Here is a 13,080-nt window from a genome sequence, read left to right on the forward strand (position 1 = left end):
ATTAGACACAGCACTAGGGAGTGTTGTGCCCCCTGTGTACGGTTATTCCAAGTGGTTCAATGCCGCTTGATGGGAAGCGTTGATCAGCTCGACCATCAGGTTGCCGGCGGCGCTACTGTTGTTCTGCCCAAGTGCCTCGACCAACCCGCGCCAATAAACGGCGGAAGCCTGGCGACGCTCCGGTGAGCGCAAGCCCAAGCGGGTGTAGCGTGCGGTCTGGATCGCCAGTGCACCCATCAGTTCTGCCAACTGCTTGTTGCCGCAGGACTGAAACAACACCGTGCTCAGGCGATAACTGCCCTGGGCATACTCGTCCAGTGCATCGGCTTGCCCGGCGATCAGTTCAAGCCGGGTGACGATGGCGTCCATCTGGTTGACGAGCGCTGCATCGAGATCGACCAGGTACTTGGCCAGCAACCCGGCCAGCACGGCGCGGATCTCGAACAGGTTGTCGATTTCCTGCCTGCTCAATGAAGTCACATGCGCGCCACGCTGCGGCACGATGGTCACGACGCCGACCTTTTCGAGAATGCGCAGGGCTTCGCGGATCGGACCACGGCTGACCTGGAAGTGATCGGCCAGCTCCTGCTCACGCACCGAATCGCCCGGCCCGTATTCACCGCGCAGAATCGCCAGCGTAATGCTCTCGGCAATCTGCTCCGGCATCGTCAGAACGCGCTGGCGACCGGCCCGCGTGATACCTATTGCACTACCGCCCTTGGCGGCCGACGCCGAACCTGCATTCATTGACATAGACTTCAATCGCACTCCATCAGCAAAACATCCTGGCCATCTTTCACTACGTCGCCTTCGGCAACGAGGACACTCACTACTCGACCCGACTCGAGCGCCATCAACGGGATTTCCATCTTCATGGACTCCATGATGACCAGGGTCTGATCTTCTTCAACGATATCGCCTTCGCGGACATGAATCTGCCACACCGTACCCGCGACATCCGACTTAACCGCGATTGTACTCATTCTCGCCCCCTCCAAAACACCACTGTTTTCTGAAATCGCCAGGCCTCTGGCCGTCGCGGGCTACGCTTTTTGTATCCAGCGCTGTGCGAACGCCTTGGCTCACGAACTGCAAATTACATGATTGTACGATTGTTGACAATCCTACGTTTCGATGTTTTTATCCGACCAGGCAATTCGAACAACAAGAGGCCGAGGCATGTCGCTCACACATAAAGAAGCACGAAGAATCCTGGAGATCCTGGATCACACGACCCATCTGGACTTCCTTGAAGTCCGCGTCGGTGACACCACGCTGACCGCCAGCAAATCCGGCACGATCCAGCGCTCGCTGGCGCCTGCCCAAGGCGCCGCGCCGGCAACAACCGCACCGGCCGCCGCCCCTGCGGCAGCCGCAAGCGCGCCTGAAATCGCCGAGGGCCAGGTGGCCGTGCGGGCGACCATGATGGGCACCTTCTATCGCAAACCCAGCCCCGACCAGGCGTCGTTCGTTGAAGAAAACACCCTGGTGGAAACCGGCGCGCCACTGTGCCTGGTGGAAGCCATGAAGCTCTTCAACACCCTCGCCTCCCCGGTGAAGGGCCGTGTGGTGCGCATCGTCGCCCAGGACCTGCAGATGGTTCAGCGCGACCAGATCTTGATGATTATTGAACCGGAGGCTCGTTGATGAGCAGCATTCCCGTGGCAACCCGCGACATTCGTCGGGTCCTGATCGCCAACCGTGGCGAAATCGCCGTTCGCATCGTGCGAGCCTGCAAGACCCTGGGTATCGAATCGGTGGCGGCGGTGTCCGAAGCCGACAGCGACAGCCTGGCCGCCCGCCTGGCCGACCAGTGCGTGATCATTGGCCCGCCGCCCGCCGCGCAAAGCTATCTGTGCGCCGAGTTGCTGGTCCGTACGGCGCTGGAGCATCGCTGCGACGCCATCCACCCCGGCTACGGCTTCCTGTCCGAACGCTCGCATTTCGCCCAGGCCTGCGAAGACGCCGGGCTGGCGTTCATCGGTCCGTCGGCGCAGATCATCGATTCGATGGGCGACAAGATCACCGCCGTCGGTCTGGCGGAAAAAGCCGAAGTGCCGCGCGTCCCCGGCTCCGATGCGGTGGCCGATGCCGAGACCGCACGCGGCATCGCCAGCGCAATCGGCTACCCGGTGCTGTTCAAGGCCACCGCCGGTGGCGGCGGACGTGGCATGCGCATCGTGCGCAGCGATGAAGAGGCCGAGGCGGCATTCCGCTCGGCTTCTTCGGAAGCCCAGGCGGCCTTTGGCGATCCGACCCTGTACGTCGAGAAGTTCATCGAGCTGGCGCGGCATATCGAAATCCAGATCATGGGCGATCGCCACGGCAACGTGGTGCACCTGGGCGAACGCGAGTGCTCGACCCAGCGTCGTCACCAGAAGTTGATCGAGGAAGCCCCCTCCCCGAGCCTCGCCGCGCAAACCCGTGAGCAAATGGGTGAATGCGCCGTGCGTCTGGCGAAAAACGTCGGTTACTTCGGCGCGGGTACCATCGAATTCGTGGTCGATGACCGCGACGGTACGTTCTATTTCCTGGAAATGAATACCCGCATCCAGGTCGAGCACCCGGTGACGGAAATGATCACGGGCTTCGATCTGGTGGCCGAGCAGATCCGCATCGCCGCCGGCCTGCCGCTGTCGTTCACTCAGGCCGACGTCAAACTGAGCGGTCACGCCATCGAATGCCGGATCAACGCCGAAGACCCGGACCGCAATTTCCTGCCCAGCCCCGGCCTGGTGAGCGAGTGGCTGGCACCCAAGGGCCAGGGCGTGCGCGTCGATACCCACTGCTTCAGCGGCGCCACCGTGCCGCCGTTCTATGACTCGCTGCTGGCCAAACTGATCGTGCATGCACCGACGCGCAGTGAAGCGATCGTGCTGATGCGCAAGGCGCTGGAGGACATGAAAGTCGTCGGCCTGTCGACCACCGCCAGTTTCCACCACGCCGTGCTCGATCATCCGGATTTCGTCGCCGGCCGCGTCACCACACGCTGGGTCGAAGACGTGTTCGTACCGGCCCGCAAGCAGGCGTTGAAACAAGCCAGGGAGCGCGCATGAGCATGACTACTTTGGTCGATGTCAGCCTCAGTGACGGCCAGACCGCCGTCTGGGGCGGTGCCGCCAGCACCGCGATGTTGCTGGGGACGATGAACTCGCTGGGGCACGCACGTCTTGCCGCCATCGAAGTCTTGAGCCCGGCGGTGATCGCCCAGTGCGTCAGCCGTGAGGAAAACCCGCTGCAACGCGTTGCTGCGCTGCGCGAGCGCGCCAATGGCACGCCGCTGCGCGCCACGGTGAATCTGCTGGCGACCCATGGCTATTTCGATGTGCTGTCGGGCGAGGCCCTGAACACCTGGCTGCGATTGCTCGCCCGGAATGGCATCAGCGAGGTTGTATTGATCGATCCGCAGCTGGATTTCCAGCGTCTGGACAGCGCTGTGCAAATGGCCTTGGCCAACGGCCTGAGCGTCATCGCCGCCCTGCCCTACGTCGACGATCATGAGCACAGCGATGCCCACTATTCGGCCTCTGCTGCACGACTCGCCCAGACCGGCGCACAGCGCATCATGTTGCGCGACGAAGCCGGCCTGCTGCATGTCGATCGCCTGCCCGGGTTGCTTTCAGCACTGCGCGATGGCCTCGATGGCACGCCACTGGATCTGCACACTCGCTGCCACACCGGACTCGGCCCGCAGGTTGCACTGGAGGCGATTCGACTGGGCATCGATCGCCTCGATGCCGCGCTGCCTTGTGTCGCCAATGGTGCATCGACGCCTGCGCTGCCCCTGCTGGTGCGCTCGGCGGCGTTGCTCGAACTGTCGCTGCAAGCCCCGGACCCGGACCGTATAAAAGAAGCCGAGGCCCAGTTCGCCGCCGTGGCGGATCAGCAAGGTTTCCCCGAAAGCCAGCCCTGGGCATTCGACCTGGCACCTTACGAACATCAACTGCCAGGCGAAATCGCCGCCGACGCCATGCAGGCCTTGCGTTCGCGCGGACGCCTGGCGGATCTGTTCGGGTTTGCCCGCGAGTGCACGCGCATACGCCAGGAGTTGGGCAACCCGCCGATGCTGCCGCCCTTCGCGCAAGCGATTGCACGACAGGCACTCGAACATCTGGATGCCGAACCACGCTATGCCACGCTGCAACCCGCCTTGCGCCGCTGGCTGCAGGGCTGCTACGGCCCGATCGACACGTCACTGACCAGCCTGCAACAACGCATCGGCGCCGTCGCGACGCCGTGCCGTCCGATCAATCTGTCCACCGATGATGCGTTGGCCGCCCTGATCTGCGGCTGCCCTGCACTGCCGCCGTTTCAGAAGCTTGAGTATGAAATCCGCACCCCCGAGCAAGCCCTGACCCAAGGGCTGCTGCAACGCTGGCCCGGCTACACCGTACTGAGTGTCACAGGCCCGGGCCTGTCCATCCATCTCGAACACAGCAAGGGGTGACATGTGCTGAATCAACTACGCGAAAAAGTGAATGCGGAGTTCATCCGCACCGGCAAACGTCGCCGTATCCAGCTGGTCGATGCCACCCTGCGTGACGCGCACCAGTGCCTGTGGGCCACACGCATGCGCACCGAGCACATGCTGCCGATGGCCGAGCGTCTGGATGCCCTGGGCTTCCATGCCATTGAAACCGTAGCGCTGGTGCAATTCGACGCCAGCGTACTGTTCCTCAACCAGAATCCACTGGAACGGCTACGGCTGTTGTCCGAGCGTATCCGCCACACACCGCTGCGTGCAGCGGTGCGCAGCAATATGTTGCGCAGCTTCTACCCCGAGCCGGATGACCTCAGCGAGTTGTATGTTGAACGGCTGGTCGCCAATGGCGCGCGCGATATTGTCTTTCTTGAGTCACTGCATTGCTGGGACAACCTGACGACATCGATCGCCACGGCCAAGCGCCTGGGTGCCACCACCACGATCGGGCTGATTTATAACCTGGCACCCGGTTATGACGCACCTTTCTATGCCGCCAAGGCCCGGGAGGCCATCCAGCGCTTCGACATCGATGCCTTTGCCTTCGGCGATGCCGGCGGCAGCATGACAGTGGAGCAGGTGCGCAGCATTGTGCCGGCCATCAAGGCTGTGATCGGCGATCGACCACTGGAAGTGCTCACCCATTGCCTGAACGCGACCGGCTCGCTGGTTGCACTTGAAGCAGCCGTACAGGGTGCCGACCGGCTGCTGTGCTCGATCGATCCGTTGGCCAACGGCAATGCCGGGCCATCGGCGCAGATGCTGGCCCGCAACCTGCGCGAGATTGGTTTCGAGGTCGACTTCGATGACCGCGCGGCGGACGAGATCGGTGACTACCTCGCCGGGATTGCCGAAGAGAACGGCTTCCCGGTAGGCATTCCGGCGGAATACGACCCGGCGCACTTCGTTACCCAGTACGCCGGTGGCGCGATGTCCAACCTGCAATCGCAGCTGCAACTGGCGGGCATCGCCGACAAGCTGCCGGTGGTGCTCGAAGAGATCGCGCGGATCCGCGTCGAACTCGGTTCGCCGGTGATGGCCACGCCCTTCCCCGCGATGATCGCCGCGCAAGCGGTGATGAACGTGCTGAGCGGCGAGCGTTACAAGGTGGTGCCGGATGAAGTGAAAAAGTACGTGTGCGGTTATTTCGGTGCCCTGCCACTGCCGGTGGACGCAGACGTCAAGGATCGTGTGCTCGCCAACGGTTCCCGCGAAATCGCCCTACAGCCGCCGGTACTGGCGCCGCGAGTCCCTGAACTGCGTCGCCGCTACGCCGGCTTGTCGGATGATGAATTGCTGCTGCGGGCCATGTACGGCGACGAAAAAATCACCGGTCTGGTGCCGACAGTGATCGACGACACCTTCAGTGTGCGTCGTCCGCTGAGCGAGCTGATCGCCGGTCTGGCCAGGCTGCCGGAACAACGTCATGTGCATATCGCCATGGCCGGTTTCGAATTGCGTACTCACTGAGGCTGCCATGTCGACTCCCATCCCGCCACGACCACTGCCGCAGCCCACCGCCGAAACGGCCGCCTATTGGGCGGCCGCCCAGGAGCAACGATTGGTCATCCAGCGTTGCGCCAGTTGCGGCAACTGCCAGTTCTACCCGCGCGCATTCTGCATCGGCTGCCTGTCCGAGCGCATCGAGTGGATCGATGCCAGCGGCCATGGGCGCATCTATTCCTTCACGGTCAGCCGCATTGCCCCGTCGCCGGCCTTCGAGGCCCGGCTGCCTTACGTCGTCGCGCTGATCGACCTCGATGAAGGCGTCCGGCTGGTCGCCAACATCCTCGACGCCGACCTTGAGCGCGTGCGGATCGGCGCCGCCGTCAGGGTCTGTTTCGAAACCGTCAGCGAATCCTGCACGCTGCCCCAGTTCACTCTTTTGGATTAGCCGTCACCATGGAAATGATCACCGACTACTTCGATGCCGGCGCCAATCGCCATCCCGATAACATCTGCCTGCAAGGCACCGGGTTCAGCCTCACCTACGCCCAGGTGCAAGCCGAATCCCACGCGATCGGTCATGCCCTGTCCCTGCTGCGCCTGCGATCCGCCCATGTCGGCGTGCTGGCGCCCAATCACCCGTTGGGCTTCGTCGCCATGCTCGGCGCGTTGCGCGCGGGGGCGACTTTCGTGCCGCTCAACGCCCGCGACTCGATCGACAGCCTGATCTGGTTCATGAGCTTCACCCAACTGTCGGTGCTGGTCCTGCATTCCCAGTACGCCGAGCATGTCGAACGCATCCGCGCAGGCGTGCCGACGCTGACCACGGTGATCGGCCTGGACCAGCCCATCGCCGGCCTGAGCATCGCCGACTGGTGTCGCGAACACGCCGGCCAGCGCTGCACCGTGCGCAATTCGCTGGACGATACCGCCCTGATCAAATCCTCGGGCGGTACCACCGGCCGGCCGAAAGCGATCATGCAAAGCCATCGTGCGCTGCTGGCCTGCTACCGCATCAGCAACCAGTTCATGCCACCGGCGAAAAGCCCGGCGCACCTGGTCGTGGCACCACTGACCCACGCCGCCGGAGCGACCGCCATGGCGCTGTCGATTTTCGGCACGCGCAACGTCATCGCAGCGTCCGCCGATCCCGGCACCGTCCTGGAAACCATCGAACGGGAGCGCATCACCCACCTGTTCCTGCCGCCGACCCTGATCTACCGACTGCTGTCGCATCCGGATGCCCGGACCCGCGACTGCTCCTCGCTGGAATACGTGATCTACGGCGCGGCGCCGATGTCCGTGGACAAGCTGCGCGAGGGCATTGCCCTGTGGGGACCGGTGTTCATGCAGGCCTACGGTCAATCCGAAGTGCCAGGGGTGATCACTCTGCTGACTCGCGAAGACCATATGCGCGACGGCAAGCACCTGGGCTCGGCCGGTCGCCCCACCGGGGCCTGCGAAGTGGCGCTGATGGATGAAGAAGGACGCTTCGTCGAGCCTGGTGAACGCGGCGAAATCGTCGCCCGCGGCGAACTGGTAGCGCCGGGTTACTACGACAACCCGCAAGCCAACGCCGAGGCCCGCCGCTTCGGCTGGCATCACACCGGCGACATCGGCGTGTTCGACGAAGGCGGCTATCTGTACATCGTCGATCGCACCAAGGACATGATCATCTCCGGCGGTTTCAATATTTACCCAAGCGAGATCGAGCAAGTGATCTGGGCGCATCCGGCGGTGATGGATTGCGCGGTGGTCGGGCTGCCCGATGCCGACTGGGGTGAGAAAGTCATCGCCGTGATCGAACTCAAGGCCGGCGCCAGCGCGACCGCCGAGGAATTCGTCGCGATCTGCCGCGAAAAACTCGGCAGCCTGAAAACGCCCAAGCAAGTGTTGTTCTGGGAGAGCCTGCCGCGCAGTCCGGTCGGCAAAGTATTGAAGAAAGACGTGCGCGCGCAACTCGTCGCCCAGGAGGCGCAAGCATGAGCAACGACCCTTCCCGCCTGGCGGGCCGCTATGCCATCGTCGGTGTCGGCGAGGCCGGGCTTGGCAAGGCGGCGCCTGGCGACACCGCGCTGTCGCTGCAATGCCGCTCGGCCCGTGACGCCCTGCTCGATGCCGGCCTCACCCTGGCCGATGTCGATGGGGTTTTCGCGCACTGGGACGACCGCGCCAACGCGCTGCTGGTGAGCGAGTACCTGGGCATCACGCCACGTCATGTCGACAGCACGGTGGTCGGCGGCGGCTCGCCGCTCACCCATTTGATCCACGCCATGGCCGCGATCGAGGCGGGGTTGTGCTCGGTGGCGCTGGTCACTTACGGCAGCACCCAGCGACTGGATCAGAGCCGCAATCGCGGCGGCGTCATCAACGAGCCGCGCTCGCCGTCGGGACAATTTGTTGCGCCTTACGGTGTACTGAGCCCGATCAGCTGGTACGCGATGCTCGCGCAGCAGTATCTGCATCGTTACCAGGCGAGCGAGGAGGACCTCGGCGAAGTAGCGATCAACGCACGACGCTGGGCACAGTTGAATCCTCAGGCGACGCTGCGCAAACCGCTGACGATGGAGGAGTACCTGGCGTCGCCACTGATCTCTGACCCGTTGCGCAAGGCCGATATTTGCCTGGTCAGCGACGGCGCCGGTGCATTGATTCTCACCAAAGCAGACCGCGCACGCACGCTGGCGAAACCACCGGTTTACATCCGCGGCTTCGCCGATACCTATCGGCATCACGTCACGCCACTGGGCTCGACCGACTGGCTCGGCCCTGGGGTCATCGCCGACTGTGCCGAGCGTGCGCTTTGCATGTCCGGCATCGCGCGCGACGAATTGAGCATGGTGCAGATCTACGATGCGTTCACCATCAACGTGCTCGTCGCACTCGAAGCCATGGGTTTCTGCCCACCCGGCCAGGCCGGCGCATTCTTGCGCAGCGGCATTGCCGCGCCCGGCGGTGCATTGCCGGTCAATACCTCCGGCGGCGGGCTGGCCTTCAACCACTCCGGCCAGTTCGGCATGCAATTGATGATCGAATCCGTGCGTCAGCTGCGTGGCGAATGCGCCGGGCGCCAGGTCGCCAACGCCAGCAGTTGCCTGGTCCAGTCCAGCGGGCTGTTGATGTCGGCGTTCATGACCCTGGTTCTGGCAAAGGGTGATCGACCATGAAGACGACAGTCCCGATCCGCACCCTGCAGGCCCTTCGTCTGTTCGACTGGCGCGATGGCGCCCGTCTGTACGAAGTGCCGCCAGTCCTTCACACATTGCGTCACGGCGAAATCGTCGGACGTGCCGTCACAGTTCCCAATGAGACCTCACGATGACCTGCGAACACCCATCACCGGAACAGCAACTGCAGACCCGCCGCGAAAACACCCTGCAAATGGGTGGCGAGGCCAAGCTCCAGGCGCGCCGCGAGGCTGGCGTGCTCAATGCACGGGAACGACTGGAGGGCCTGCTCGACCCGCAGTCGTTCAGCGAAATCGGCATGCTCGCCCACTCCTCCCGGCCCGAGGACCGGGACAGCACGCCGGCGGACGGCAAGATCACCGGCTTCGGTCGCATCGATTCGCGTAGGGTGGCCGTGGTCTCCAACGACATGACGGTCAAAGGCGCGTCGTCCTCATGGATCAATGCACGCAAGATCGCTTACATGAAGGAATGCGCCACTCGCAATGGCATGCCGCTGATCTTTCTTGGCGAATCGTCCGGCCAGCGCATGCAGGACGCGATGGGCGCGGCGAGCATGGCCAGTGCCGGCCAGGACGCCCAGCAATACTGCCGGCGCCGCGAAACCCCGTGGGTCAGCGCAGTACTGGGCCCGTGTTTTGGATCGGCAAGCTGGTACTCGTGCCTGGCGGACTTCACCGTCATGCGCAAGGGTGCATTGCTCGCCGTCTCCAGCCCCAAAGTCACCTCCGTGGCGATCGGTGAATCCTCGGACGCCGAGGAACTCGGCGGCTGGCGCATGCATGCTGAAATCACCGGTCTGGCCGACAAGGTGGTCAACACTGACCAGGAAGCATTGAGCGCGATCCGGCAGTTTCTCAGCTACCTGCCCTCTCACTCGAATGAGACACCCGCCCTCCTGCCCTGCGGGCCCGAGGATCGACCTGACCCGTCGGGCCCGGAAACCATCGTCCCGGTGGAGCGCAGCAAAACCTACGACATGCGCAAGCTGCTGGCGACGCTGGTCGACCGCGACAGCCTGTTTGCGCTCAAGGACCGATTCGGTCGCTCGGTCGTTACCGCTCTCGCCCGCCTTGAAGGCGCCAGCATCGGGATCGTCGCCTCCAATCCGCAATTCAAGGGTGGAGCGCTGGACGCCGATGCCTGCCGCAAGGCCACCGGCTTCATCGCCATGTGCGACTCGTTCAACATTCCACTGGTGTTTCTTGTCGATACCCCCGGCTTCCTCGTGGGCATCGAAGGCGAGAAACGCAGCGCACCGGCGCACATCATGAACATGATCCACGCCGTACAACTGTGCTCGGTACCTAAGCTCTCGGTGATCGTGCGCAAGAGTTTCGGCCAGGCCTATCTGAATTTCGGCGGTGGCCGCAACAGCGACCAGTCGGCCGCCTGGTGCTCGGCCGACGTCAGCTTCGTCGACCCGGGCGTTGCGGTCAGCGTCGTGCATGACGTGACGCGCGAGACGGATCCCGAGCGCTACGAGCGCCTGTACGCTGAATTCTCGAAAGACACCTCGGCCTTTGCACTGGCCGGTGCGCTGGGCACCCACGAGGTGATTGCACCGGGAGAAACCCGTCGTTTTCTCGTCGAGGCACTGGCGGCACAGCGGCGCGCCATCAATAACGGTATCGGGCGCCACGAAATGCGCACATGGCCCACCTACTTTTGACCGGCGCGAGTGCACTGCACTCAGCCCCCCCTCAATTCAAGGAATCGCCATGAATGTATTCATCGTACATGCCCATCCCGAACCGAATTCCTTTACCGCCGCCTTGCGCGACCAAGCGGTTGAGACGCTGCAATCCCAAGGGCATCAGGTCCGGGTATCCGACCTGTACGAAATGAACTGGAATCCGGTGGCCGGTGCCGGGGATTTCCGCGCCCGGGAAAACCCCGAGTATCTGGTCTACGCACTTGAGCAACGACGCAGCAGCAAAGAACAGACACTCGCCGCCGATATCCAGCAAGAGCTGGACAAACTGTTGTGGGCGGACCTGCTGATCCTCAACTTCCCGGTCTACTGGTTCTCGACACCGGCCATCCTCAAGGGCTGGATCGATCGGGTTCTGGTATCCGGCATTTGTTACGGCGGCAAGCGTTTCTACGATCAGGGCGGCCTACGCGGCAAGAAAGCCCTGGTGACCGTGACCCTGGGCGGACGCGAACACATGTTCGGCGACAACGCCATCCATGGTCCATTGGAGGACATGTTGCGCCCGCTACTGCGCGGAACCCTGGCCTATGTCGGAATGGACGTGCTGCAGCCATTCGTCGGTTGGCATGTGCCGTACATCACTGATGAAGCTCGACAGGATTTCCTGAAGGGGTACCGCCAACGCCTGGAAAACATCGGTGAGGATGCCCCCCTCGAGTACCCGCGCTTGAGTCAGTTTGATGATCGGCTCTATCCCCTTGGAGTCGCGCCAGAAGAACCGGACACCACCTGCTGTTGATGCCGGATTGCGCAGAATAATCCCGAGGCCGTCAAGCTTCGACTAAGCAACAGGCCCTTCAAGGGGGTGAGCCGATGCTCAGCGACGGCTTTCGGGTAGAAGTGGCACTTGCTGGCAGACCGCAATCGACTGTGGATTCAATCGGTCGTGGCAACACAAGTTTATTAAAAATGGAGTCGTGTCGCTTAGTACCGATAGGTTGCCTGCACTGAAATGCCATTCGCACTATTGCGGTAGTTGGCACTGTATTGCGGTTGAAGACCGGAGTTGTTCGACTGCTTCACCGAGACTTTGGAATCCCAGAGATAACCATAAGCAAAGTCTATCGTCAGATCCGGACTCGGCGAATAAGCACCACCCAGGGTCACGGCCTGGCGATTGCCAACCGGAACGCGCACGCTGCGATCGGCATTCCTGACGGGCGAAGGATCATAGGCGTAGCCCGCGCGCAGCAGCCATTGTTGGTTCAACTGCCAGGAGGCGCCAACGGCGGTGCTCCAGGTGTCCCGCCAGTTCATTTCTTCGGTCACACTTCCCAGCCCCGCCGCCTGGCCCAGGGGAGTAAGGCCGCTGTTGACGGCCTCGACCTTCTTGATCCGGCTCCAACGCTTCCAGGTGGTCCCCAGGTAGCCCGTCCAGCGACTGTTGAAATGATGGGTGATAGACGTGTCGACGGATTCGGGCATCGTGAGGTCTATCTTATTGTCATACTTTCCGTCCAGCGGGACAACGCTCGGGGAGCCGGAAATCTCGGTATGCCCTTCGAGTTCATAGTCCACCTTCGAGTGATAGTTAATCCCCCAACGGGTGGCATCACTCAAGTCAAACAAAACCCCGACGTTGTAACCGAGTGCGGTGTCATCGCCTTTGATGGTGACCCGTGTGTCCTCGCCGTTGTTCAGGGCGCCGGTGGCCAGGTAGTTCTGAAGTTTTGCGTTGAAACGGTTGATGGTCGGTCCACCACCAATGGATACGTAATCATTGATCCGCCAGGCAATGGTGGGCTGCAGGGTGATCTCCCTGGTCGTGCTATAGGAACCATGGTAGCGGCCCTGAAAAGAGCTCTCGTAATCATTGATCAGACCACTCGGAGCATAGAGACCCAGGCCAATCGAAAATCGATCATCCAGCGGCGTCGACATATAGGCAAAGGGCACAACGCCCAACGGTACCGAGTCCCCTTTATTCGTTCCCGGGGCACTGCTCTGCGCATCACTGATGTCATCGCTCACCGAGACGACCGCAGCTCCGCCGGAAATCTCGGTCCGTTTCAATTTGGTCAAACCTGCAGGATTTCCAAAGATCGTGCTGGCGTCCAGCGCGGAAGATGACCTTCCCGCATAGGCAGTTCCCGCACTGCTTGCACTTTGTTCGTTCAAGGCAATGCCATTGGCGCTTGCGCTTGTTGAAACGCTGAGTATTACCGCGGCACCTGTGAATCTGATCCAGGAAGACACTTCTCGCACAGCTGAGAGACACGGGGTTGCACGCTTGCTCAGTTTCATTTCCC

13 protein-coding genes are annotated in these 13,080 nt (G+C 62.5%); 10 read left to right on the forward strand and 3 right to left on the reverse strand.

Annotated features, from left to right (window positions below; translation table 11 throughout):
* Window positions 1–42: 42 nt before the first annotated feature.
* Together KW838_RS02695 and KW838_RS02700 are read right to left on the reverse strand one after the other, a co-directional pair.
* Window positions 43–753 (reverse strand): GntR family transcriptional regulator, encoded by a 711-nt coding sequence (locus KW838_RS02695; RefSeq protein WP_218500279.1) that lies wholly within the window; start codon window positions 751–753, stop codon window positions 43–45.
* A gap of 5 nt (window positions 754–758) precedes the next feature.
* A complete protein-coding gene (locus KW838_RS02700) occupies window positions 759–983 on the reverse strand; it encodes an acetyl-CoA carboxylase biotin carboxyl carrier protein subunit (RefSeq protein WP_102699883.1) in 225 nt (74 codons plus the stop codon).
* Between the two features lie 196 nt (window positions 984–1,179).
* Between KW838_RS02700 and KW838_RS02705 the strand changes: the two genes are divergently transcribed.
* The 10 genes from KW838_RS02705 to KW838_RS02750 are packed head-to-tail and all read left to right on the forward strand — an operon-like array spanning window position 1,180 to window position 11,570.
* On the forward strand, window positions 1,180–1,647 hold the full coding sequence (locus tag KW838_RS02705; RefSeq protein WP_218500280.1) for a biotin/lipoyl-containing protein: 468 nt from the start codon (window positions 1,180–1,182) through the stop codon (window positions 1,645–1,647).
* Window positions 1,647–3,056, forward strand: coding sequence for an acetyl-CoA carboxylase biotin carboxylase subunit (gene accC, locus KW838_RS02710; RefSeq protein ID WP_218500281.1), 1,410 nt, complete (start codon window positions 1,647–1,649; stop codon window positions 3,054–3,056). Before KW838_RS02705 ends, accC begins: the two co-directional genes overlap by 1 nt.
* On the forward strand, window positions 3,053–4,447 hold the full coding sequence (locus tag KW838_RS02715) for a hypothetical protein (protein WP_218500282.1): 1,395 nt from the start codon (window positions 3,053–3,055) through the stop codon (window positions 4,445–4,447). The genes accC and KW838_RS02715 overlap by 4 nt, the downstream gene beginning before the upstream one ends.
* A 3-nt stretch (window positions 4,448–4,450) precedes the next feature.
* The gene (locus tag KW838_RS02720) at window positions 4,451–5,950 is read left to right on the forward strand and encodes a hypothetical protein (protein ID WP_218500283.1); all 1,500 of its coding nucleotides are present in this window, start codon (window positions 4,451–4,453) and stop codon (window positions 5,948–5,950) included.
* 7 nt (window positions 5,951–5,957) lie between these two features.
* A complete protein-coding gene (locus tag KW838_RS02725) occupies window positions 5,958–6,374 on the forward strand; it encodes a Zn-ribbon domain-containing OB-fold protein (RefSeq protein ID WP_102699878.1) in 417 nt (138 codons plus the stop codon).
* Between the two features lie 8 nt (window positions 6,375–6,382).
* Complete coding sequence (locus KW838_RS02730; protein WP_126045436.1) at window positions 6,383–7,912, forward strand: AMP-binding protein; 1,530 nt, start codon at window positions 6,383–6,385, stop codon at window positions 7,910–7,912.
* Entirely contained in the window at window positions 7,909–9,093 is a 1,185-nt protein-coding gene (locus tag KW838_RS02735; protein WP_218500284.1) for a thiolase, read from the forward strand. The genes KW838_RS02730 and KW838_RS02735 overlap by 4 nt, the downstream gene beginning before the upstream one ends.
* On the forward strand, window positions 9,090–9,248 hold the full coding sequence (locus KW838_RS02740) for a hypothetical protein (RefSeq protein WP_218500285.1): 159 nt from the start codon (window positions 9,090–9,092) through the stop codon (window positions 9,246–9,248). Before KW838_RS02735 ends, KW838_RS02740 begins: the two co-directional genes overlap by 4 nt.
* On the forward strand, window positions 9,245–10,786 hold the full coding sequence (locus tag KW838_RS02745; RefSeq protein WP_218500286.1) for an acyl-CoA carboxylase subunit beta: 1,542 nt from the start codon (window positions 9,245–9,247) through the stop codon (window positions 10,784–10,786). Before KW838_RS02740 ends, KW838_RS02745 begins: the two co-directional genes overlap by 4 nt.
* Window positions 10,787–10,835: 49 nt before the next feature.
* Window positions 10,836–11,570, forward strand: coding sequence for an NAD(P)H-dependent oxidoreductase (locus tag KW838_RS02750; protein ID WP_218500287.1), 735 nt, complete (start codon window positions 10,836–10,838; stop codon window positions 11,568–11,570).
* Between the two features lie 185 nt (window positions 11,571–11,755).
* Here KW838_RS02750 and KW838_RS02755 read toward each other — a convergent pair whose 3' ends face one another.
* A complete protein-coding gene (locus tag KW838_RS02755; RefSeq protein ID WP_218500288.1) occupies window positions 11,756–13,075 on the reverse strand; it encodes an OmpP1/FadL family transporter in 1,320 nt (439 codons plus the stop codon).
* Window positions 13,076–13,080: the final 5 nt, after the last annotated feature.

The organism is Pseudomonas sp. PDM27, assembly GCF_019219205.1.
In the GTDB taxonomy this organism is placed as follows: domain Bacteria; phylum Pseudomonadota; class Gammaproteobacteria; order Pseudomonadales; family Pseudomonadaceae; genus Aquipseudomonas; species Aquipseudomonas laurylsulfatiphila.

Coding starts and splice junctions, on each gene's coding strand:
- KW838_RS02695 (WP_218500279.1), bottom strand. CDS start 753: ATGTCAATGAATGCAGGTTCGGCGTCGGCCGCCAAGGGCGGTAGTGCA.
- KW838_RS02700 (WP_102699883.1), bottom strand. CDS start 983: ATGAGTACAATCGCGGTTAAGTCGGATGTCGCGGGTACGGTGTGGCAG.
- KW838_RS02705 (WP_218500280.1), top strand. CDS start 1,180: ATGTCGCTCACACATAAAGAAGCACGAAGAATCCTGGAGATCCTGGAT.
- accC (WP_218500281.1), top strand. CDS start 1,647: ATGAGCAGCATTCCCGTGGCAACCCGCGACATTCGTCGGGTCCTGATC.
- KW838_RS02715 (WP_218500282.1), top strand. CDS start 3,053: ATGAGCATGACTACTTTGGTCGATGTCAGCCTCAGTGACGGCCAGACC.
- KW838_RS02725 (WP_102699878.1), top strand. CDS start 5,958: ATGTCGACTCCCATCCCGCCACGACCACTGCCGCAGCCCACCGCCGAA.
- KW838_RS02730 (WP_126045436.1), top strand. CDS start 6,383: ATGGAAATGATCACCGACTACTTCGATGCCGGCGCCAATCGCCATCCC.
- KW838_RS02735 (WP_218500284.1), top strand. CDS start 7,909: ATGAGCAACGACCCTTCCCGCCTGGCGGGCCGCTATGCCATCGTCGGT.
- KW838_RS02740 (WP_218500285.1), top strand. CDS start 9,090: ATGAAGACGACAGTCCCGATCCGCACCCTGCAGGCCCTTCGTCTGTTC.
- KW838_RS02745 (WP_218500286.1), top strand. CDS start 9,245: ATGACCTGCGAACACCCATCACCGGAACAGCAACTGCAGACCCGCCGC.
- KW838_RS02750 (WP_218500287.1), top strand. CDS start 10,836: ATGAATGTATTCATCGTACATGCCCATCCCGAACCGAATTCCTTTACC.
- KW838_RS02755 (WP_218500288.1), bottom strand. CDS start 13,075: ATGAAACTGAGCAAGCGTGCAACCCCGTGTCTCTCAGCTGTGCGAGAA.